A 19,530-nucleotide genomic window follows, 5' to 3' on the forward strand; every position below is an offset into this window, starting at 1 on the left:
CAGCCGAGATGGCTGCCGTCGGCATTTACAAGATCGCCCTGGGTGTCGAGTACCGCGGCGCCCGCTACCGCGGCTTTCAGCGTCAGCGAGACGGTGTCCCATCGATCCAGGCGTCCCTCGAAAAGGCCTTGTCCAAGGTCGCCGGTGGCGCTCCGGTGACGCTCAGCTGCGCCGGGCGTACCGATGCCCTGGTGCATGCCAGCGGCCAGGTGGTGCATTTCGATACCCACGTAGAGCGCTCCATGCACGCCTGGGTGATGGGCGCCAACATGAACCTACCGGGCGATATCAGCATCACCTGGGCCAAGGCGATGCCGAACCACTTCGATGCGCGCTTCTGCGCCATGGCGCGGCGTTACCGCTACGTGATCTACAACGACCAGATCCGCCCGGCGCATATGGCCGAGGAGGTGACCTGGAATCATCGGCCGCTGGATGTCGAGCGCATGTGCGAAGCGGCCAAGGTGTTCCTCGGGACCCATGATTTCAGCGCCTTTCGCGCCCGGCAGTGCCAGGCCAAGTCGCCGATCAAGACGGTCCATCATCTCGAGTTGCTGCAGCATGGCCGTTTCATCGTGCTCGATATCCGCGCCAACGCCTTTCTGCATCACATGGTGCGTAACATCGCCGGCGTGCTGATGACCATCGGTGCTGGCGAGCGGCCCGTGGAGTGGGCGGGGGAGGTGCTGCGCACCGGCGTGCGGCGCACCGGCGGGGTGACCGCTCACCCATTCGGCCTGTATCTGGTGCAGGTGGACTACCCGGAAGAGTTCGACCTGCCGACCCGTTATCTGGGGCCGCACTTCCTGTCCGGCCTCGAAGACGTGGCAACGCGCTGAGCGGGGCAGGGCGCAGCAATTAGTGGCGCGCCCTGGCTGGTCATTTGTTACCATCCGGCCTTTCGCGGAGGTATTCGTCTTTTGTCAGTCGTTCGCAGCAAGATCTGTGGGATTACTCGCCTCGAGGATGGGCTCGCTGCCGTGGCGGCAGGCGCCGATGCCATCGGGCTGGTATTCTACGCGCGCAGCCCGCGGGCAGTGTCGATCGAGCAGGCGCAGGCCATCGTCGCCGGCTTGCCGCCTTTCGTGACCACCGTGGGGCTGTTCGTCGACACGCCGCAACGTGACATCGAAGTGGTGCTGGCCGCCGTACCGCTGGATCTCCTGCAGTTTCACGGCGACGAAAGTGCGGCCGAGTGCGAGGCGCTGGGACGGCCTTACATCAAGGCATTGCGCGTGCGCGCGCAGGATGACGTCGCCGCGCAGGTGGATGCCTACCCAGGTGCTCGCGCCGTGCTGCTCGATACCTTCGTGGACGGTGTTCCCGGTGGCACTGGGCAAGCCTTCGACTGGGCGCTGGTACCTGCCACCCTGAGCAAACCGGTGATTCTCGCCGGTGGTCTGACGCCCGGCAACGTCGCGTCGGCCATCGCTCAGGTGCGCCCATACGCCGTGGATGTCAGTGGCGGCGTGGAAGCCAGCAAGGGCATCAAGGATGCCACCAAGGTCAAAGACTTCGTGCGTGCCGTGCGCGCGGTTGGAGAGTCGATGTGACGGCGCCGTTCAGCGAGCCGTCCATACTTCTATCGCCGCGAACAGTGCGCGCTTTTTCGTGGTCGAAGCAGGTGGCGGGTATCAGGCCAGCCCCAGCGGCGACCGCTTTGTGAATTCGCTTGTCATGTGCAGCAAGCATGTTGAAGCCTACAGCGTTGGAGAATTGAGAGCATGAGCAACTGGCTGGTAGACAAACTGATCCCCTCGATCATGCGTTCCGAGGTCAAGAAGAGTTCGGTACCCGAAGGCCTGTGGCACAAGTGTCCTTCCTGCGAAGCGGTGCTGTACAAGCCGGAGCTGGAAAAGACCCTGGACGTCTGCCCCAAGTGCAACCACCACATGCGCATCGATGCCCGCGCCCGCCTGAACATCTTTCTGGATGCCGATGGCCGTGAGGAGATCGGTGCCGATCTGGAACCGTCCGACCGCCTGAAATTCCGCGACAGCAAGAAGTACAAGGATCGCCTCGTCGCTGCCCAGAAGCAGACCGGTGAAAAGGACGCGCTGATCTCCATGAGCGGCAGTCTGGAAGGCATGCCGGTGGTGGCCTGTGCGTTCGAATTCGCCTTCATGGGTGGCTCGATGGGCTCCATCGTCGGTGAGCGTTTCGTACAGGCCGCCAATGTGGCACTGGAAAAGCGTTGCCCGTTCGTCTGCTTCGCCGCCTCCGGTGGTGCGCGCATGCAGGAAGCACTGATTTCGCTGATGCAGATGGCCAAGACCTCGGCGGTGCTGGCGCGTCTGCGTGAGGAGGGTATCCCCTTCGTATCGGTGCTGACCGACCCGGTATATGGCGGCGTTTCTGCCAGCCTGGCAATGCTCGGTGACGTGATCGTCGCCGAGCCCAAGGCGCTGATCGGCTTCGCTGGTCCGCGGGTCATCGAGCAGACCGTTCGCGAGAAGCTGCCGGAAGGCTTCCAGCGCAGCGAGTTCCTCATCGAGCATGGCGCCATCGACATGATCATTCACCGTGCCGAGCTGCGTCCGCGTCTGGCCCGTCTGCTGGCGCAGTTCACGCACCAGCCGTCCCCCGCTGCAGTGCCGGTCGCCGCATGACCCAGCGCTCCCTGGCCGAGTGGCTGGCGTATCTGGAGCGTCTGCATCCGAGCGCCATCGACATGGGCCTGGAGCGCTCCCGGGAGGTCGCGGCGCGCCTCGGCCTTTCCAGGCCGGCACCGCGTGTCGTCACGGTTACCGGCACCAATGGCAAAGGCTCGACCTGCGCCTTTCTCGCCGCCTTGCTGCGTGCCCAGGGCCTGAGGGTCGGGGTGTACAGTTCGCCGCACCTGCTGCGTTACAACGAGCGGGTGCAGGTCGATGGTCAGCAGGTCAGCGATGCAGGCCTGTGCGAGGCCTTCGCAGCCGTCGAGGCGGCCCGCGGCGAAACTACGCTGACCTATTTCGAGATGGGCACGCTGGCGGCGTTCTGGCTGTTCGAGCGTGCCGGGCTGGATGTCGCCGTGCTCGAAGTCGGCCTGGGCGGGCGTCTGGATGCGGTGAATCTGGTCGATGCGGACCTTGCGTTAATCACCAGCATCGGCGTCGATCATGCCGACTGGCTGGGTGATACCCGTGAGTCGGTAGCCTTCGAGAAAGCCGGCATCATGCGCGCCGGCAGACCGGCGCTGTGTGGCGATTTCGATCCGCCTCTGCCGCTGCTCGAACGGGTCTGCGAACTGGATTGTCCGCTGTTCTTGCGCTGCCGGGATTTCGACCTGAGCGTCAGCGAATCAGGTTGGAGCTGGTATGGGCTGACGGCCGCTGGCGAGGTGCTGCGCCTGGAGGACCTGCCGCTGCTCGACCTGCCCATGGAAAACGCCGCACTGGCGTTGCAGGCCTACGCCTTGCTGGATCTGCCCTGGGACGCCGAGCGCATTGCCGACGCCCTGCAGGCCACGCGGTTGACCGGTCGCCTGGATCGCCGTCACTTGAACTGGCGCGGCAAGTCCCTCACTCTGTTGCTCGACGTGGGGCACAATCCCCATGCCGCGCAATTTCTCGCCGGTCGCTTGCAGGCGCGTGCCTTCGCCGGTCAGCGTCTGGCGGTATTCGGCCTGCTGGCCGACAAGGAGCTGCCTGGTGTGGTCGCGCCGCTGCTGGCCGATATCGGCCATTGGGCGGTGGCGACTCTGACCAGTGAACGCTCGCGTCCTGCTGCCGAGCTGCATGCGCACCTGGCAGCCTGTGGTGCTCGGGTCGAGGCCCATGGCGATGTCGCCAGCGCCCTCGAAGCGCAGTGCGAGCGTGCGGCGGCGGGTGATGAAATTCTGCTCTTTGGGTCTTTTTTCTGCGTGGCCGAAGCCCTGATGTGGCTGGAGCACTACGCCCAGGAGGATGTGCAGGATGGCAATGCTGGATAGTGGAACCAAGCAACGTATCGTCGGCGCGCTGGTGCTGGTCGCCCTGGCGGTGATCTTCCTGCCGATGCTGCTTTCCCGTCCCGACGAATTGCGGCATGTGGTGGTCGATGCGCCGAGCATTCCAGCCAAGCCGGTAACCCCTGAAATCGAAATGCAGCCGGTGATCGTGCCCGATCCCCAGGAACTGCCTCAGGAGCCGGTGCCAGGTGATACTGCGCCAGCCGAGCAGGCGCAGGCTCAGGCTCAGGCGCCGGTCGAGCAGCCCATCGTCGAGCTGCCGGCCAGCGAGCCGCCCGCGCCCACGCCGCCTCCGGCAGCGCTGCCTACCCCGAGCAAGCCCGCCGAAGTGGCACCGCCGCCACAAAAGGCGCCGGCCGAGCGCCTGGACGCCAACAGCCTGCCGGTCAGCTGGTCGGTGCAGCTGGCCAGCCTGTCCAGCCGCCCGGGCGCCGAAACGCTGCAGAAGACCTTGCGCGCCCAGGGCTACAACGCCTATATCCGCACCGCCGATGGCATGAACCGGGTATTTGTCGGGCCGTTGGTGGAGCGAGTCGAGGCCGACCGCCTGCGTGACCAGCTCAACCGCCAGCACAAGCTCAATGGCTTCGTGGTGCGCTTCCAGCCGGAAAGCAACTGACGCTTCGCATGTTATCCGCGCTTAACCGATGGGCAGGGCTCTGCTAAAATGCAGCGCCTCTTCCATCGGTAACCTGCATCGTGGCATTCACCTGGGTCGATTGGGCGATCATCGCCATCATCGCCGTTTCGAGTCTGATCAGTCTGAGCAGAGGTTTCGTCAAGGAAGCCCTGTCGCTCGTCACCTGGATCATTGCCGGCGTGGTCGCCTGGATGTTCGGCGGCGCGCTCTCTCAGCATCTCGAGGCCTACATCGAAGCCCCGTCCGCCCGTGTCATCGCTGCCTGCGTGATTCTGTTCGTATTGACGCTGCTGGTCGGTGCGCTGATCAACTACCTGATCGGCGAACTGATCCGGGTCACCGGCCTGTCGGGTACCGATCGCTTCCTGGGCATGGTATTCGGCGCCGCCCGCGGCGCCTTGCTGGTCGTGGTAGCGGTCGGGCTGCTCAGCCTGGGGCCGGTGCAGCAGGATGCGTGGTGGCAGCAGTCGGCCTTGCTACCGCATTTTCTGCTGGTTGCAGACTGGTCGAAGAACCTCATATTGGGTGTGTCCAGCGAGTGGCTGGCCAGCGGTATACGCGAGCCGGTCGAGCTGCCGTTCAAAGAGGTGCTGCAGGGGGCTTCTCCTGCCAGCACCGGTAAATAGTCGTTTCACTGAGTAGGGGTTGCGTCACATGTGTGGCATTGTCGGTATCGTCGGTAAATCGAACGTCAATCAGGCGCTGTATGACGGCCTCACCGTCCTCCAGCACCGCGGCCAGGATGCTGCCGGTATCGTCACCAGCCATGAAGGGCGCCTGTTCCTGCGCAAGGACAACGGCCTGGTGCGCGATGTGTTCCAGCAGCGCCACATGCAGCGCCTGGTCGGCCACATGGGCATCGGCCATGTGCGCTACCCGACCGCCGGCAGCTCCAGTTCGGCTGAGGCTCAGCCGTTCTACGTCAACTCGCCGTACGGCATCACCCTGGCGCACAACGGCAACCTGACCAACGTCGAGCAGCTGGCCAAGGAGATCTACGAATCGGATCTGCGCCACGTCAACACCAACTCCGACTCCGAAGTGCTGCTCAACGTGTTCGCCCATGAGCTGGCCGTGCGTGGCAAGCTCAACCCCAGCGAAGAAGACGTGTTCGCGGCGGTGAAGGACGTGCACAAGCGCTGCCGCGGCGGCTACGCCGTGGTGGCGATGATCACCGGTTACGGCATCGTCGGCTTCCGCGACCCGAACGGCATCCGTCCGATCGTGTTCGGCCAGCGCCATACCGACGAAGGCGTCGAGTATATGATCGCTTCCGAAAGCGTCGCCCTGGACGTGCTCGGCTTCACCCTGATCCGCGACCTGGCGCCGGGCGAAGCGGTGTACATCACCGAAGAAGGCCAGATGTTCACCCGCCAGTGCGCGCCGAACCCGCAGCTCAAGCCGTGCATCTTCGAGCACGTGTACCTGGCGCGCCCCGACTCGATCATGGACGGCGTGTCGGTCTACAAGGCGCGCCTGCGCATGGGTGAGAAGCTCGCCGACAAGATTCGTCGCGAGCGCCCGGATCACGATATCGACGTGGTCATCCCGATTCCCGATACCAGCCGCACCTCCGCGCTGGAGCTGGCCAACCACCTGGGCGTCAAGTTCCGCGAGGGTTTCGTCAAGAACCGCTACATCGGCCGCACCTTCATCATGCCGGGGCAGGCGGCGCGCAAGAAGTCGGTGCGCCAGAAGCTCAACGCCATCGAGCTGGAATTCCGCGGCAAGAACGTGATGCTGGTCGACGATTCCATCGTGCGCGGCACTACCTGCAAGCAGATTATCCAGATGGCCCGCGAAGCCGGCGCCAAGAACGTGTATTTCTGTTCCGCGGCACCGGCCGTCCGCTACCCGAACGTCTACGGCATCGACATGCCGAGCCCGCACGAGCTGATCGCCCATGGCCGCACCACCGAACAGGTGGCCGAGCTGATCGGCGCCGACTGGCTGGTCTACCAGGATCTCGATGACCTGAAGGAAGCGGTCGGTGGCGGCAAGATCAAGATCGAGCAGTTCGACAGCGCGGTATTCGACGGCGAGTACGTCACCGGCGATGTCGACGAGGCTTATCTGAATCGCATCGACCTAGCGCGCAACGATGGCAACAAGGCCAAGTCGCAAGCGGTCAGCGAGATCATCGATCTGTACAACAACTGATCGATGTTAAATGATGCAACAACCGGGCCCTTTGGGCCCGGCCTGTTTTCTGGATGAGGAAAAGGATATGACACAGGATTGGCAAGCCGGTCGGCTCGACAGCGATCTCGACGGCGTAGGCTTCGACACCCTGGCGGTCCGTGCCGGCCAGCACCGCACGCCGGAAGGCGAGCATAGCGAAGCGCTGTTTCCGACCTCCAGCTACGTGTTTCGTACCGCTGGCGATGCCGCGGCGCGTTTCGCTGGCGAAGTGCCGGGTAACGTCTACTCGCGTTATACCAACCCGACGGTGCGCGCCTTCGAAGAGCGCATCGCGGCCATGGAGGGCGCCGAGCAGGCGGTCGCTACGGCGTCGGGCATGTCGGCGATCCTGTCCATCGTCATGAGCCTGTGCAGCGCTGGCGATCACGTGCTGGTCTCGCGCAGCGTGTTCGGCTCGACCATCAGCCTGTTCGAGAAATACCTCAAGCGCTTTGGCGTGCAGGTCGACTATGTGCCGCTGGCCGACCTCGAGGGCTGGGCCGCCGCCTTCAAGCCGAACACCAAGCTGCTGTTCGTCGAGTCGCCCTCCAATCCGCTGGCCGAGCTGGTCGACATCGCTGCCCTGGCGGCCATCGCCCATGAGCGCGGCGCGCTGCTGGCAGTGGACAACTGCTTCTGCACGCCAGCGCTGCAGCAGCCGCTGAAGCTCGGCGCGGACATCGTCATGCACTCGGCCACCAAGTACATCGATGGCCAGGGCCGCGCGATGGGAGGCGTGGTCGCTGGCAGCGCCAAGCTGATGACCGAAGTAGTGGGCTTCCTGCGTACCGCTGGGCCGACCCTCAGCCCGTTCAACGCCTGGATTTTCCTCAAAGGCCTGGAGACTCTGCGCATCCGCATGCAGGCGCACTGCAGCACGGCGCTGGAGCTGGCGCGCTGGCTGGAGCAGCAGCAAGGTATCGAGAAGGTGCACTACGCCGGGCTCACCAGCCATCCGCAACACGAGCTGGCTGCGCGCCAGCAAAGCGCCTTTGGTGCGGTGGTCAGCTTCGAGGTCAAGGGTGGCAAGGAGGGCGCCTGGCGCTTCATCGATGCCACGCGGGTGATTTCCATCACCACCAACCTGGGCGATACCAAGACCACCATCGCCCATCCGGCGACCACCTCCCACGGGCGCCTGTCGCCCCAGGAACGCGAGAATGCCGGGATTCGCGACAGCCTGATTCGGGTGGCCGTCGGCCTGGAAGACATAGTCGATCTCAAGGCCGACCTGAGCCGAGGCTTGCAGGCGCTGTGAGTGCTGTCAGCGAGGTTGCCCACGGCCGCGTTGCGCTGGTCACCGGTGCTGCGCGCGGTATCGGTGAAGGTGTCGCACGCTGGCTGCTGGAGCATGGCTGGCGGGTGGCGCTCTGCGATATGGCGGACGGTCGGGGCGCGGCGCTCGCTGCGGGCCTCGGCGGCAACGCGATGTTCGTAGCCATGGACGTGGCGGACGAGCGTCAGGTGGCCCACGGCGTGGCAGCGGTCATCGAGCGCTTCGGCAGGCTGGATGCCCTGGTGTGCAACGCCGGGGTCGCCAGCCCCCATAACGGACCGCTGCAAGAGCTGTCGCTGGAGCAGTGGAACCAGGTATTGGCGATCAATCTCAGCGGGCCGATGCTGTTGGCCAAACACTGCGCCGCGCACCTGCGTGCTACGGACGGTGCCATCGTCAATATGGCGTCGACCCGCGCCAGCCAGTCCGAGCCCGAAAGCGAAGCCTATGCGGCGAGCAAGGGTGGGCTGGTGGCCCTCACGCACGCCTTGGCGGTCAGCCTCGGCCCGAGCATCCGGGTGAATGCGGTGAGCCCGGGCTGGATCGATTCCCGCGATGCGGCGCAGCGTGCCAGCGAGCCGCTGAGCGCAGAGGATCACGCGCAGCATCCTGTCGGACGGGTAGGGCAGGTCGAGGACGTGGCAGCGCTGGTGGCCTGGGTGTTGTCGCCTGAAGCGGGCTTCGTGACGGGCCAGGAGTTCGTCACCGACGGCGGCATGACGCGCAAGATGATCTACCGCTGAGGCGTGATCGGGTGCATCGCCTCTTTTTCGAAAAAAATTCAACGCCGGCCTTGACTTAGGTCGGGTGCCCGCGTAAATTTCGCGTCCTCGCAAGGCCAAGGGTGATTAGCTCAGCCGGGAGAGCATCTGCCTTACAAGCAGAGGGTCGGCGGTTCGATCCCGTCATCACCCACCACTTGCCTTGAGAGAATCGGACGCAAGTCCACCGACGCGCAGCGGTAGTTCAGTCGGTTAGAATACCGGCCTGTCACGCCGGGGGTCGCGGGTTCGAGTCCCGTCCGCTGCGCCATATTTTCCATCCCGGATCAAGGTCTGAGATGTGATGCGAAAGCCAAGCCTACGCATCTGACGAAGCACGAGTTCCATGGACGCAAGTCCACCGACACGCAGCGGTAGTTCAGTCGGTTAGAATACCGGCCTGTCACGCCGGGGGTCGCGGGTTCGAGTCCCGTCCGCTGCGCCATATCCGCCTGCCTCGAGCAGGTTTCCTGAAAAGCGGCCCTTGGGCCGCTTTTCTTGTTTCTGCCTCCCGGTTTTCCCGCCTTGTTGCCTGACATATGAGTACGCCGGCGTCAGGCTGTAGCGTCAATGGCGCGCCTACGCCCGCTCTCTCGTGTTGATTGTCGTCGGCTTGGATAGCCTTCGGTCAGAATCATCCCATTAGTTCGAATTCCAACAGGTTGCTGGCTTTACCGCTTCACTAGCGAGTGCTATTTTCGCAAATGAAAATGTCACATAATTGTCACATTCGCTTGTGCAGCTAAAACAATAACTGGAGCCTTTGGATGTTCGCCTTCTTCCGTCCTGCCCCCCATCGGGAACAATTGCCCGATGACCAGATAGACAGTACCTACCGCCGCCTTCGCTGGCAGATCTTCGCCGGTATCTTCATCGGCTACGCCGGCTACTACCTGCTGCGCAAGAACTTCTCGCTGGCCATGCCCTACCTGATCGAGGAAGAGGGCTATACCCGCGGCCAGCTTGGCCTGGCGATGTCGGCGATCGCCATTTCCTATGGCTTGTCGAAATTCCTTATGGGGCTGATCTCCGACCGCTCCAACCCGCGCTATTTCCTACCGTTCGGCCTGATGGTGTCGGCAGGGGTGATGTTCGTTTTCGGTTTCGCGCCCTGGGCGACGTCCAGCGTGACCATCATGTTCATCCTGCTGTTCATCAACGGCTGGGCCCAGGGCATGGGCTGGCCGCCCAGCGGTCGGACCATGGTGCACTGGTGGTCGCAGAAGGAGCGTGGCGGCGTGGTGTCGGTGTGGAACGTCGCGCACAACGTGGGCGGTGGCCTGATCGGCCCACTGTTCCTGCTCGGCATGGGCTTGTTCAATGAGTGGCATGCCGCGTTCTACGTACCGGCTGCGGTAGCGATGCTGGTCGCCGTCTTCGCCTTCGCGACCATGCGCGATACGCCGCAGTCGGTCGGCCTGCCGCCGATCGAGAAGTACAAGAACGACTACCCGGAAGGCTACGACGAAAGCCACGAGAAAGAATTCAGCACCAAGGAAATCTTCGTCAAGTACGTGCTGCGCAACAAGATGCTGTGGTTCATCGCCCTGGCCAACGTGTTCGTTTACTTGCTGCGCTATGGCGTGCTGGACTGGGCGCCGACCTACCTGAAAGAGGTCAAGCATTTCACCGTCGACAAGACTTCCTGGGCCTACTTCTTCTATGAGTGGGCAGGCATTCCCGGCACACTGCTGTGCGGCTGGATGTCGGACAAGGTCTTCCGTGGCAACCGCGGCCTGACCGGTGTGGTGTTCATGGGTCTGGTGACCGTGGCCACCGTGGTGTACTGGCTGAACCCGCCGGGCAATCCATTCGTGGACATGGCTGCACTGGTCGCCATCGGCTTCCTGATCTATGGCCCGGTGATGTTGATCGGCCTGCACGCGCTGGAGCTGGCGCCGAAGAAGGCGGCCGGTACGGCTGCCGGCTTTACCGGTCTGTTTGGCTACCTGGGCGGCTCGGTCGCAGCGAGTGCGGCAATGGGCTACACGGTCGACCACTTCGGCTGGGACGGCGGTTTTGTGCTGCTGATCGGCGCGTGCCTGTTGGCCATCGTGTTCCTGATCCCGACCCTGTGGCACAAGAAGGCGCCGAGCGAAGAACGCGCGTCCTGATCGCACGACCGAGCGCGTGGCACCTGCCGCGCGTTCGGCTCGTTCCGGTTACCTTCGTTTTGCGATCCACGTCGAGGTGCAATACCCGGCAGCCATCCTTTCTCGAAGCCGACTCGCGCATTCACCGACTGCCCGCCAAGCGTACGTGGGCAGTCTCAGCACACACTCTCATGATGGCGATACTGGCTCGGCGGCATGCCGAACCAGCGCATGCTCGCCTTGTGAAAACTGCTCGGGTCGCGAAAGCCCAGAGTGGCCGAGATGTACTTGAGGCTGCGGGTGGAGTTGCGTAGCAGGTTGTGCGCCAGCTTCAGGCGTGATTCTTCCTGCAGCTGGATGAAGCTGACCGCCTCACGCTCCAGGGCCTTTTGCAGGCCACGCTTGCTGAGTAGCAGGCTGTCAGCGACCTCGCTCAAGTCCAGGTTGATACCCAAGGTAAGCTGTTTCGAAAGCAGGCGTTCCACTCGCGCGGCCACCGAGCCGTTGACCAGATCGTCGAGGCGCGATTGCACGTACTCCTGATGCATGACGTGCAACGCCGTATCGGCCGTCGGCAGAGCGATGGCGGCATCGCGGGCCCTGAAGATCAAGCTGTTGTGCGGCGCTGAAAAGCGCAGGTTGTCGCCGAACAGCTGGCGCAGGCCACTGGTGTCCACGGGTTGCGCATAGGTGAACTCGGCGCCCAGCGGCTTGGGGCGTTGATGAGGCGTCAGCCAGTGGACGACGCCGAGCGTCAGCGCGGCGCCGGCATCGATGAACGCCCGCGGTGCCGCTACGGGGGAGGTGGCGGCTTCCAGGCCGATCAGCTTCAGAGTGTCATGGCGTTGTTCGAGCAGGTAGTGCGAGCCGTTGGTGACCAGTGGGTGGTAATCGACCATCAGCTTCAGCGCGGCGCCCAGGGTCGGGCTGGACATCATCGGGTAGCACTGAGCGCCCAGGGCACTGGGGTGAGCGTGGCCATAGGTGCCGAGGCCGATATCCGGATTGGCGGTCTGCTCGCTGGCCTGGCTGAACAGGCTGTATACCTGGGCCAGGGTAATCGGTGCGCCGCTGCCCAGGGCCAGCAGCGATCGCTGATCGAGTTTCCTCGGATCTACCCCTTGTTCGAGAAAGGCCTTGGCCATCACCTGGAAGCAACTGCTTGTCACTGTATACATTGCGAGTCCCGGAGCGCCACTGGCGGTGAGATGAGCAGGAAATGCATGTGAGGACAACAGGCGGGTGCTCGGGAACACTGGTCGATGTGCCTATGCGCTGGGAACATTAGCGGCCTGTCCATGGTGCATCACAGCCTGGTCAGGCCGCGAAGGGCCGCTCAGCACCCTCACGCTCCTCTCCCGGACCACAAAACCAATAGTCGCCTCGTGAATCGTTGCACAGCTGTCCATGCGGCAGGGCGGCGGCCGTGCGCCTGGATATCGGTGTAGGGTGCGATCTTATCGAATAGTGGCCAATAACTGCCATAAGCAACGTTTGCGAAATGGCTGTCATGCTGATCAGTTATGGAAAACCCTGTAATGCCCTCCATGTTTGCCGCGCGCCCAACGATCAGCCTGGACGCCATTTCCGAAGCCACCGGGTCATCCGATGAAGCACGGTTGCGTCATTTCTACGAGCAGTTGCACGGTGGCCGTTTTCATCTGGCCTTCCAGCCAGTCAAGGCAGCGGCCGATACCGAGCGTACGCTGTATCAGGAAGGCCTGTTACGCAGTGACGGCGAGCCCCTGGGCTTCAACCCATTCGCGGTGCTGGAACGCCAGCAGTCGATGCGCCGACTCGACCGCTGCGTCGTCGACGCCATCATCGATCTGCTGCTGCGTCACCCGATGCTGACCCTGGGGTGCAACGTTTCCGCCCAGAGCGCCAGGCTCGACTATCACTGGGAGCAGGTGCTGCAGCGCCTGGCCGACAGCGAGATCGCCTCGCGCCTGGTGATCGAGATTACCGAAAGCTCGGCGCCGATCAGTCACGATCAGGCCGTCGAGTTCGTTCACCAACTGCGCAGCACCGGCTGCCATGTAGCCATCGACGACTTCGGATCGGGCTTCGGGACCCTGGCTTTCATTCAACAGGCCCAGCCCGACATCATCAAGATCGACCAGGGCTACGTGCAACGCGCGCGGCGCTCCTCGCTACATGCCAGGACGCTCAGGCACCTGGTGGGGCTGTGCAAGACCCTGGCCCCGCATGTGGTGGTCGAGGGTATCGAGACCGCCGACGACCTGGCGACCAGCCGTGAATGTGAAGCCCAGTGGGTGCAGGGCTTCCTGTTCGCCCGGGCGCAAAAGCTGATCGATGGCCTCGATGCGCCTTGCGTGCTGAAAGTCGAGTGAGGCCGCTCATTCACTGTTCCAAACAGTGGTTCAGTATGGAAATGATCCAGGCATGAAAATCCTGCATGTGGACTCGAGCATCTCGGGCGAACGTTCGTTGAGCAAGGAGTTGTCTGCCATCGCAGTCACCCATCTGCGTGCCATTTACCCGGACGCCGAGGTGCTCTACCGGGATCTGGTAGACCCCCCATCAAGCACATGACCGGCCCGATCTTCGCGGGCTTCGACGGTCGTTGGGCTGGTGAATTCGACGCCCCCACGCAACAGGAGCATCGGCTGTCCGAGCAGTTGGTCAGCGAGTTTCTGGCCAGCACAATCCTGGTGATCGGCGCACCGATGTACAACTTCTCCATCTCGACCCAACTCAAGGCCTGGCTCGATCGTATCGCCCAGCAGGGCCTCACGTTCAATTACACCGAGCGCGGTACGGTCGGCCTGGCGAGCGGCAAGTGCGTGATCGTGGTGTCGGCCTGTGGCGGCTTCTACTCCCACGGCTCGATGATGCCGATGGATTTTCAGGAGCCGTACCTGCGCGGCTTCTTCAAATTCCTGGGCATCACCGATCTCCGTTTCGTGCGGGCCGAAGGGGCGCTCAAGGGCGAACTGGAGCGCAGTGAAGGCATCAGGGTCGCCAAAGCTGCCTTGTCGCGTGTCTACTGATCAGCCAGATGCTGTTGGCCACCAGCTCCAGTTACCGTCGCCTGCGTGGCAGCTCACCGACATCACCGGGTGCCGGTCACCGGTTGCACTTGATGCATCAGGCTGCGGCGGAATGCCGGGTCATCCAGGTACGCCACGTTGAGCCGCGTCCAGGGCACCGGGGTCTGGCGATTGACGGCGAAGATCGACCCCGGGGCGAGCATCACGCCCTGGGTCAGGGAATGGCGGGTCAGGGCGTTGGCGTCGTCGATGCCGGGAAAGCGCGCCCACAGGTAGAGGCTTTGTTCCGGCCGGCAGAATACCTCGGCACCCAATTCATCGAGTACCGCCAAGCCGCGTTGCGTGGCGGCATGCAGGCGATCCTGCAAGCGTGACAGGTGCCGCAGGAAATGCCCTTCACCAAGGATCACTTCGATGGTGCGCTCGCTGTATTCGGCGCCGCTGTTGTGCAGCAGCATCTTCAGATCGGCCAACTCCTCGATGCGCTGTTTGCTGCCGGCGATGAAGCCGACACGCAGGGCGGCGGAAATCGATTTGGAGAAACTGCCCAGGTACAGGGTGCGTTCGCACTGATCCAGCGCCGTGAGTTTGGTCGCCGAGCTGGGTTTGAAGTCAGCCATGGCGTCGTTTTCCACCAGCAGCAGATCGTGGGCTTCGGCAATCTGCAGCAGGCGGTGAGCCTTGGCGGGGGAGATGTCCGAGCCGGTGGGGTTGTGGCCCACCGACTGAAGGAAGAACAGCTTGGGCCGTTCCTTTTTCAACACACGCTCCAGGGCATCCAGGTCCGGCCCATCGGCTTCCCGCGGCACGCCGAGCATGCGTGCGCCCTGCAGCTGCAGTTTGCCGAACAGCGGGTAATAGCCGGGATCTTCGACCAGCACGGCATCGCCGGGGACGACATAGCGGCGGATGATCAAGTCCATGCCGTGGTTGGCGCCCAGGGTGGTGACCAGTTGCCGGGGCGAGGCGGCGATGCGGTAATCCGCCAGCTTCTGCGCCAGGCGCTGGCGCAGGCCTGGGTTACCCAGCCGCGTGCCGTAGCGGAACAGCGTGGTCACGCCACCGCGCACCACCTGGCGGTGGAACTTGTCCAGGCGCATGTCCATCAGCCATTCAACCGGCGGGAAACCTTCGCCAAGGTGCGAGTGGCCGGGGTCGCGGACGAACTGCTGGCGCATCATCCAGATGGTGTCCAGCGCGCGGGTGTAGGGCTGCGCGTCGTCATCCTCGACACTGGCTCTGACGGTGCTGCAGACAAAGAACCCCTTACCGTGGCGGGCCTCTATCAGGCCCTGGGAGGCCAGGTGTTCGTAGGCGGTGATCACCGTGTTCTTGGAGTGCCCGTGCAGGCGCATGTACTCGCGCAGCGAGGGCAGTTTGCTGCCCGCCTGCAGTGCGCCATCGGCAATCTGTATGGCGATGGCGGCGGCGACTTTCTGGGCGAGGGTTTCTCTCGGCATCGCGCAAGTCCCTGGGTACAGGAATGAAGTGTCCGGGCAAACTGTACCTTCTTTCAGGGATACAGTGCGGCTAACGTTCGTTTCAACCAAGAACAAACGACTCCCCGAGGAGCGCCCATGTCGATCGATTCCCGCCTGCCCGATTTCCGTAACCTGTCCCCCGCAAAACGCCTCGAGCACGTGCAGCAACTGCTTGGCCTGTCTGCCGAGGATACCGCGCTGTTGCGCGATGCAGGAGCGCTGCCACTGGAGATCGCCGATGGCATGATCGAGAACGTGATCGGCACGTTCGAGCTGCCCTATGCCCTGGCCAGCAACTTCCGCATCAACGGCCGGGAAATGCTGATTCCGCTGGTGGTGGAAGAGCCTTCGGTGGTCGCCGCCGCCTCGTTCATGGCCAAGCTGACCCGCCCGGCAGGTGGCTTCCAGACTTCCAGCAGTGCGCCGCTGATGCGTGCCCAGGTGCAGATCATCGGTGTCAGCGATCCTTACAATGCGCGCCTCAGCCTGCTGCGCAACAAGGACGAGATCATCGCCCTGGCCAACAGCAAGGACCAGTTGCTGAACAGCCTGGGCGGCGGGTGCCGTGATATCGAGGTGCATACCTTCATCGACAGCCCGCGTGGGCCGATGCTGGTCGCGCACCTGATCGTCGACGTGCGCGACGCCATGGGCGCGAACACCGTGAACACCATGGCCGAGGCCGTGGCGCCACTGATGGAACAGCTCACGGGCGGCAAGGTGCGCCTGCGCATCCTCTCCAACCTCGCCGATCTGCGCCTGGCGCGTGCCCAGTTGCGGATCGCCCCGGAGCATCTGGATACCGCCGAGTACAAGGGCAGCGAGGTCATCGAAGGGGTGATCGACGCCTATACCTTCGCGGCCATCGATCCGTACCGCGCCGCGACTCACAACAAGGGCATCATGAATGGCATCGACCCGCTGGTGGTGGCCACCGGCAACGACTGGCGGGCTGTGGAGGCAGGTGCCCATGCCTACGCCTGCCGCCATGGCCATTACGGTTCCCTGACCACTTGGGAGAAGGATCGCGACGGTCATCTGGTTGGCACCATCGAGATGCCGATGCCGCTCGGCCTGGTCGGTGGCGCCACCAAGACCCATCCACTGGCGCAACTGTCGTTGCGTATTCTGGGCGTGAAAAGCGCTCAGGAGCTGGGCGAGATCGCCGTCGCCGTCGGCCTGGCGCAAAACCTCGGCGCCTTGCGTGCCTTGGCGACCGAAGGTATCCAGCGCGGCCACATGGCCCTGCATGCACGCAATATCGCGCTGTCGGCCGGTGCCCGTGGCGATGAGCTGGACTGGTTGGTCAAGCGCATGGTCGAGACCCGCGACGTGCGTGCCGACCGCGCCGAAACGTTGCTGCGCGAAAAGCGCGGGCAATGAGCGTGGATGCGGTAAGGCTGGTGGAGGTCGGCGCGCGCGACGGCCTGCAGAACGAAGCCCTGACCCTGCCGGTCGAGGTGCGCGTGGCGCTGATCGAACGGCTGGTCGTGGCCGGGCTGCGAACCCTCGAGGCCGGCGCGTTCGTATCGCCGCGCTGGGTGCCGCAGATGGCCGACTCCGACCAGGTGTTGCGCCGCCTCGGGCAACGCCCAGGGGTGACCTATACGGCGCTGGTGCCCAATCTTCAGGGGCTGGATGCGGCCCTGCAGGCGGGTTGCCGGGAGGTGGCGGTATTCGCCGCGGCTTCCGAGGCGTTCTCGCAGAAGAACATCAACTGCTCCATCGCTGAAAGCCTGGAACGTTTTCAGCCGGTGCTGGGCAAGGCGCGGGAGCTGGGCGTGGCAGTACGCGGCTATATCTCCTGCGTGCTCGGTTGCCCGTTCAGCGGCGGGGTGGCGGTGGCGGATGTGGTGCGGGTCGCCCGCGAACTGCATGCCATGGGCTGCTACGAGATCAGCCTGGGTGACACCATCGGCACGGGCACGCCACGCAGGGCCAGGGCACTGATCGACGCCTGCGCCAGCGAGCTGCCGGTCACGGCGCTGGCCGGGCATTTTCACGCCACTTACGGCATGGCGGTAGCCAACGTTCAGGCGGCTCTGGAGGCCGGGGTGCGGGTGTTCGACAGTTCGGTTTCCGGCCTCGGTGGCTGCCCGTATTCGCCCGGTGCCACCGGTAACGTGGCGACCGAGGAACTGGTTTACCTGTTCGAGGGCCAGGGGCTGGAGACCGGCGTGGATCTGCCGGCGCTGCTCGAGGCCGGTGCTTTCATCGATGCGGCGCTGGGCAAGCCTTCAGCCTCGAGGGTGGCCACCGCCATGAGGAACAGGGTGCGTTAGCTGCAGGGCTGGCACGGACGACAACAATAACCCGGAAAGGGTGCGGGCAGGCAGGCGACAGGCATTGCGTCTACTGCCCGGATCACTCCGTCAACTCACTGTCTGAACGTACGTTGCTTTTCTACAGGGGCGCGCCCGCGCTCCGGCGGCGATATACCGACACAGGAGAACCGATGAATTCACTGACCGATGCATTGGCAAGCTTCGCCAGAACGGCCGGGCCCCTGAAGGGCGTGACCATCCTCGATCTCACCCGCGTCGTCGCCGGCCCATACTGCGCGATGCTGCTGGCCGATATGGGCGCTACGGTGATCAAGATCGAGAACCCCGCCGACCCCGACCTGACCCGAGAATTTCCGCCGCTCAACCGCGACGGTGCCGAACCGGTGAGTGGCTTCTTCGCCCAGTTCAACCGCAACAAGATGGCGGTTGGGCTCGACCTCAAGAAGGCCGAGGGCAAGGCCACCTTTCTGGATATGGTGCGCAAGGCCGATATCGTCATCGAGAACTTTCGGCCCGGCACCATGGCCAAGCTGGGGTTGGGCTACGAGGTGCTCAGGGAGGTCAACCCGGCCATCGTGTTCACCGCCATCAGTGGCTTCGGCCAGCACGGTCCGAACTCGCTGCGGCCTGCCTTCGACAGCAGTGCCCAGGCCAGCGGCGGGCTGTGGTCCATGAATGGCACGGTGGAGGAGCCGATGCGCGTGGGCACGGTGCTGGGTGATCTATCCGCTGCGCTGTATGCCGCCATCGGTACCCTCGGCGCATTGCGTGAGGCGGAGCGCACCGGCCTTGGCCAGCTGGTCGACGTATCGCAGCAGGACTCGATCGTCTCGCTCACCGAGAACGCGCTGGTGACCTACACCGAAACCGGCAAGGTCACGGTACCCGAGGGCAATGGCCATCCGTTCGTGCGCCCCTACGGGCGCTACGCCTGCAAGGATGGCTACGTGTTCTTTGGTGCCTACACCGACAAGTTCTGGCGTGAGGCCTGCCTGACCTTCGGTGACGAGGCGATGGCCAGCGACCCCGAGGTCGACAGCATGGCCAAGCGCTTCGAGGCCGACGTCTACCTGCGCAAGGTCAGGCCTGCCGTGGAGCGCTGGCTCGGCGCCCACACCAAGGCCGAACTGGAGGCCATGACCGGTGATCGTTTCCCGCTGTCGCCAATCAAGAGCATCGATGAAGTGGTGGCCGATCCCCATCTGCGTGAGCGTGACATGGTGGTGCCCGTCGATTGCCAGGGTGCCCGCTTCGAGGTGTTCGGCAACCCGATCAAACTCTCCGGTGGCACCCTGGAGCGCGGCGCCAGCGCCCCCTCGGTGGGTCAGCACAACGCGTCCATCTATCGCCAGTGGCTGGGCCTGGATGAAGCCGAATACGCCGAGCTGGTTCGGCTGGGGGTGATCTGATGGCGGATCTGATCAGCGATGAGGCGCGTCGCAGTATCGGCACCTCGCTGCCGCCGTCGCGCTTCGAAGTGAACCGTAACGACATCAGAAAATACGCAGTGGCCACCGGGCAGCGCCAGCGCCGCTATCTCGACGGCGACGAAGCGCCGCTGTTGTTTCTGTTCAGCGCGATGATGCCGGTGCTGCCGCTGGAGCAACTGCTGGAAGACGGACACAAGCCCGACGATCCGCTGATTCCCGAGTTGCCGCTCAAGCGCATCATGGCCGGCGGCAGCGAGTACCAGGTGTACCGCAGGATCTTCGCCGGCGACGTGCTGCTGTGCCGGCAGACCCTGTTGGACATCTACCAGAAACAGGGCGCCGAAGGGCCGCTGATTTTTCTGGTGTTCGAGAACCGTTTTGAGACCGAAGTGGGCGAGCCGGTGGTGACCGAGCGCCTGACCCGGATCGCGAGGTGAG

The 19,530-nt window shown here is 63.9% G+C and carries 20 protein-coding genes and 3 tRNA genes; 21 read left to right on the plus strand and 2 right to left on the minus strand.

Features of this window, described 5'->3' with window-relative positions; genetic code table 11:
* Positions 1-8 precede the first annotated feature (8 nt).
* The 13 genes from truA to glpT all read left to right on the plus strand — a co-directional run bounded on the left by truA (position 9) and on the right by glpT (position 10,903).
* Positions 9-839: a tRNA pseudouridine(38-40) synthase TruA gene (truA, locus tag BVH03_RS11100; RefSeq protein WP_075961240.1), complete on the plus strand. Its 831-nt coding sequence runs from the start codon at positions 9-11 to the stop codon at positions 837-839.
* A gap of 81 nt (positions 840-920) precedes the next feature.
* Positions 921-1,553, plus strand: a complete 633-nt coding sequence (locus tag BVH03_RS11105; protein WP_075961215.1) for a phosphoribosylanthranilate isomerase — start codon at positions 921-923, stop codon at positions 1,551-1,553.
* 171 nt (positions 1,554-1,724) lie between these two features.
* Positions 1,725-2,609 (plus strand): acetyl-CoA carboxylase, carboxyltransferase subunit beta, encoded by an 885-nt coding sequence (gene accD, locus BVH03_RS11110; RefSeq protein WP_075961216.1) that lies wholly within the window; start codon positions 1,725-1,727, stop codon positions 2,607-2,609.
* Positions 2,606-3,913 carry a bifunctional tetrahydrofolate synthase/dihydrofolate synthase gene (gene folC / locus BVH03_RS11115; RefSeq protein ID WP_075961217.1) on the plus strand — a complete coding sequence of 436 codons (1,308 nt, stop codon included), beginning with the start codon at positions 2,606-2,608 and terminating at the stop codon, positions 3,911-3,913. The genes accD and folC overlap by 4 nt, the downstream gene beginning before the upstream one ends.
* A complete protein-coding gene (locus tag BVH03_RS11120) occupies positions 3,897-4,550 on the plus strand; it encodes an SPOR domain-containing protein (RefSeq protein WP_075961218.1) in 654 nt (217 codons plus the stop codon). The genes folC and BVH03_RS11120 overlap by 17 nt, the downstream gene beginning before the upstream one ends.
* Before the next feature lie 80 nt (positions 4,551-4,630).
* Positions 4,631-5,197, plus strand: a complete 567-nt coding sequence (locus tag BVH03_RS11125) for a CvpA family protein (protein ID WP_075961219.1) — start codon at positions 4,631-4,633, stop codon at positions 5,195-5,197.
* Between the two features lie 28 nt (positions 5,198-5,225).
* Positions 5,226-6,731, plus strand: a complete 1,506-nt coding sequence (purF, locus tag BVH03_RS11130; protein ID WP_075929523.1) for an amidophosphoribosyltransferase — start codon at positions 5,226-5,228, stop codon at positions 6,729-6,731.
* 67 nt (positions 6,732-6,798) lie between these two features.
* Positions 6,799-8,010 carry an O-succinylhomoserine sulfhydrylase gene (locus tag BVH03_RS11135; RefSeq protein ID WP_075961220.1) on the plus strand — a complete coding sequence of 404 codons (1,212 nt, stop codon included), beginning with the start codon at positions 6,799-6,801 and terminating at the stop codon, positions 8,008-8,010.
* The gene (locus tag BVH03_RS11140; RefSeq protein ID WP_075961221.1) at positions 8,007-8,771 is read left to right on the plus strand and encodes an SDR family oxidoreductase; all 765 of its coding nucleotides are present in this window, start codon (positions 8,007-8,009) and stop codon (positions 8,769-8,771) included. Before BVH03_RS11135 ends, BVH03_RS11140 begins: the two co-directional genes overlap by 4 nt.
* Before the next feature lie 99 nt (positions 8,772-8,870).
* Positions 8,871-8,946 (plus strand) — tRNA-Val (locus BVH03_RS11145).
* Positions 8,947-8,983: 37 nt separating this feature from the next.
* Positions 8,984-9,060 (plus strand) — tRNA-Asp (locus BVH03_RS11150).
* A gap of 97 nt (positions 9,061-9,157) precedes the next feature.
* A tRNA-Asp gene (locus tag BVH03_RS11155) sits at positions 9,158-9,234 on the plus strand.
* A 322-nt stretch (positions 9,235-9,556) separates the two neighbouring features.
* Positions 9,557-10,903: a glycerol-3-phosphate transporter gene (gene glpT, locus BVH03_RS11160; RefSeq protein WP_075961222.1), complete on the plus strand. Its 1,347-nt coding sequence runs from the start codon at positions 9,557-9,559 to the stop codon at positions 10,901-10,903.
* Positions 10,904-11,058: 155 nt separating this feature from the next.
* On the opposite strand, the gene BVH03_RS11165 is transcribed toward glpT, so the two are convergent.
* Positions 11,059-12,060, minus strand: a complete 1,002-nt coding sequence (locus BVH03_RS11165; protein WP_075961223.1) for an AraC family transcriptional regulator — start codon at positions 12,058-12,060, stop codon at positions 11,059-11,061.
* A 64-nt stretch (positions 12,061-12,124) separates the two neighbouring features.
* On the opposite strand from BVH03_RS11165, the gene BVH03_RS27215 reads away from it, so the two are divergent.
* From BVH03_RS27215 to BVH03_RS11175, 4 genes are all read left to right on the plus strand, one after another.
* Entirely contained in the window at positions 12,125-12,271 is a 147-nt protein-coding gene (locus tag BVH03_RS27215; protein WP_143485945.1) for a hypothetical protein, read from the plus strand.
* 158 nt (positions 12,272-12,429) lie between these two features.
* Complete coding sequence (locus BVH03_RS11170) at positions 12,430-13,236, plus strand: EAL domain-containing protein (protein WP_083640040.1); 807 nt, start codon at positions 12,430-12,432, stop codon at positions 13,234-13,236.
* Between the two features lie 52 nt (positions 13,237-13,288).
* Entirely contained in the window at positions 13,289-13,438 is a 150-nt protein-coding gene (locus BVH03_RS26825) for an NAD(P)H-dependent oxidoreductase (RefSeq protein WP_256574679.1), read from the plus strand.
* Positions 13,435-13,896: an FMN-dependent NADH-azoreductase gene (locus BVH03_RS11175; RefSeq protein ID WP_256574680.1), complete on the plus strand. Its 462-nt coding sequence runs from the start codon at positions 13,435-13,437 to the stop codon at positions 13,894-13,896. The genes BVH03_RS26825 and BVH03_RS11175 overlap by 4 nt, the downstream gene beginning before the upstream one ends.
* Before the next feature lie 62 nt (positions 13,897-13,958).
* Here BVH03_RS11175 and BVH03_RS11180 read toward each other — a convergent pair whose 3' ends face one another.
* A complete protein-coding gene (locus tag BVH03_RS11180) occupies positions 13,959-15,356 on the minus strand; it encodes a PLP-dependent aminotransferase family protein (RefSeq protein WP_075961224.1) in 1,398 nt (465 codons plus the stop codon).
* A 117-nt stretch (positions 15,357-15,473) separates the two neighbouring features.
* Here BVH03_RS11180 and BVH03_RS11185 point away from each other — a divergent pair, with 117 nt between their 5' ends.
* From BVH03_RS11185 to BVH03_RS11200, 4 genes are all read left to right on the plus strand, one after another.
* Positions 15,474-16,760 (plus strand): hydroxymethylglutaryl-CoA reductase, degradative, encoded by a 1,287-nt coding sequence (locus BVH03_RS11185; protein ID WP_075961225.1) that lies wholly within the window; start codon positions 15,474-15,476, stop codon positions 16,758-16,760.
* Positions 16,757-17,659, plus strand: a complete 903-nt coding sequence (locus BVH03_RS11190) for a hydroxymethylglutaryl-CoA lyase (RefSeq protein ID WP_075961226.1) — start codon at positions 16,757-16,759, stop codon at positions 17,657-17,659. Before BVH03_RS11185 ends, BVH03_RS11190 begins: the two co-directional genes overlap by 4 nt.
* Before the next feature lie 173 nt (positions 17,660-17,832).
* Positions 17,833-19,071, plus strand: a complete 1,239-nt coding sequence (locus tag BVH03_RS11195; RefSeq protein ID WP_075961227.1) for a CaiB/BaiF CoA-transferase family protein — start codon at positions 17,833-17,835, stop codon at positions 19,069-19,071.
* Positions 19,071-19,529 (plus strand): MaoC family dehydratase N-terminal domain-containing protein, encoded by a 459-nt coding sequence (locus tag BVH03_RS11200; protein WP_075961228.1) that lies wholly within the window; start codon positions 19,071-19,073, stop codon positions 19,527-19,529. The genes BVH03_RS11195 and BVH03_RS11200 overlap by 1 nt, the downstream gene beginning before the upstream one ends.
* Position 19,530: the final 1 nt, after the last annotated feature.

Source organism: Pseudomonas sp. PA15(2017) (assembly GCF_001945395.1).
Lineage (GTDB): Bacteria > Pseudomonadota > Gammaproteobacteria > Pseudomonadales > Pseudomonadaceae > Aquipseudomonas.

Excerpts from the sequence above, each read along its gene's own strand:
- BVH03_RS11170 (WP_083640040.1), top strand. The coding sequence starts at position 12,430 with ATGTTTGCCGCGCGCCCAACGATCAGCCTGGACGCCATTTCCGAAGCC.
- purF (WP_075929523.1), top strand. The coding sequence starts at position 5,226 with ATGTGTGGCATTGTCGGTATCGTCGGTAAATCGAACGTCAATCAGGCG.
- truA (WP_075961240.1), top strand. The coding sequence starts at position 9 with ATGGCTGCCGTCGGCATTTACAAGATCGCCCTGGGTGTCGAGTACCGC.
- BVH03_RS11185 (WP_075961225.1), top strand. The coding sequence starts at position 15,474 with ATGTCGATCGATTCCCGCCTGCCCGATTTCCGTAACCTGTCCCCCGCA.
- BVH03_RS11120 (WP_075961218.1), top strand. The coding sequence starts at position 3,897 with ATGGCAATGCTGGATAGTGGAACCAAGCAACGTATCGTCGGCGCGCTG.
- folC (WP_075961217.1), top strand. The coding sequence starts at position 2,606 with ATGACCCAGCGCTCCCTGGCCGAGTGGCTGGCGTATCTGGAGCGTCTG.
- accD (WP_075961216.1), top strand. The coding sequence starts at position 1,725 with ATGAGCAACTGGCTGGTAGACAAACTGATCCCCTCGATCATGCGTTCC.
- BVH03_RS11180 (WP_075961224.1), bottom strand. The coding sequence starts at position 15,356 with ATGCCGAGAGAAACCCTCGCCCAGAAAGTCGCCGCCGCCATCGCCATA.
- BVH03_RS11175 (WP_256574680.1), top strand. The coding sequence starts at position 13,435 with ATGACCGGCCCGATCTTCGCGGGCTTCGACGGTCGTTGGGCTGGTGAA.
- glpT (WP_075961222.1), top strand. The coding sequence starts at position 9,557 with ATGTTCGCCTTCTTCCGTCCTGCCCCCCATCGGGAACAATTGCCCGAT.
- BVH03_RS11195 (WP_075961227.1), top strand. The coding sequence starts at position 17,833 with ATGAATTCACTGACCGATGCATTGGCAAGCTTCGCCAGAACGGCCGGG.
- BVH03_RS26825 (WP_256574679.1), top strand. The coding sequence starts at position 13,289 with ATGAAAATCCTGCATGTGGACTCGAGCATCTCGGGCGAACGTTCGTTG.
- BVH03_RS11200 (WP_075961228.1), top strand. The coding sequence starts at position 19,071 with ATGGCGGATCTGATCAGCGATGAGGCGCGTCGCAGTATCGGCACCTCG.
- BVH03_RS11190 (WP_075961226.1), top strand. The coding sequence starts at position 16,757 with ATGAGCGTGGATGCGGTAAGGCTGGTGGAGGTCGGCGCGCGCGACGGC.
- BVH03_RS11135 (WP_075961220.1), top strand. The coding sequence starts at position 6,799 with ATGACACAGGATTGGCAAGCCGGTCGGCTCGACAGCGATCTCGACGGC.
- BVH03_RS11165 (WP_075961223.1), bottom strand. The coding sequence starts at position 12,060 with ATGTATACAGTGACAAGCAGTTGCTTCCAGGTGATGGCCAAGGCCTTT.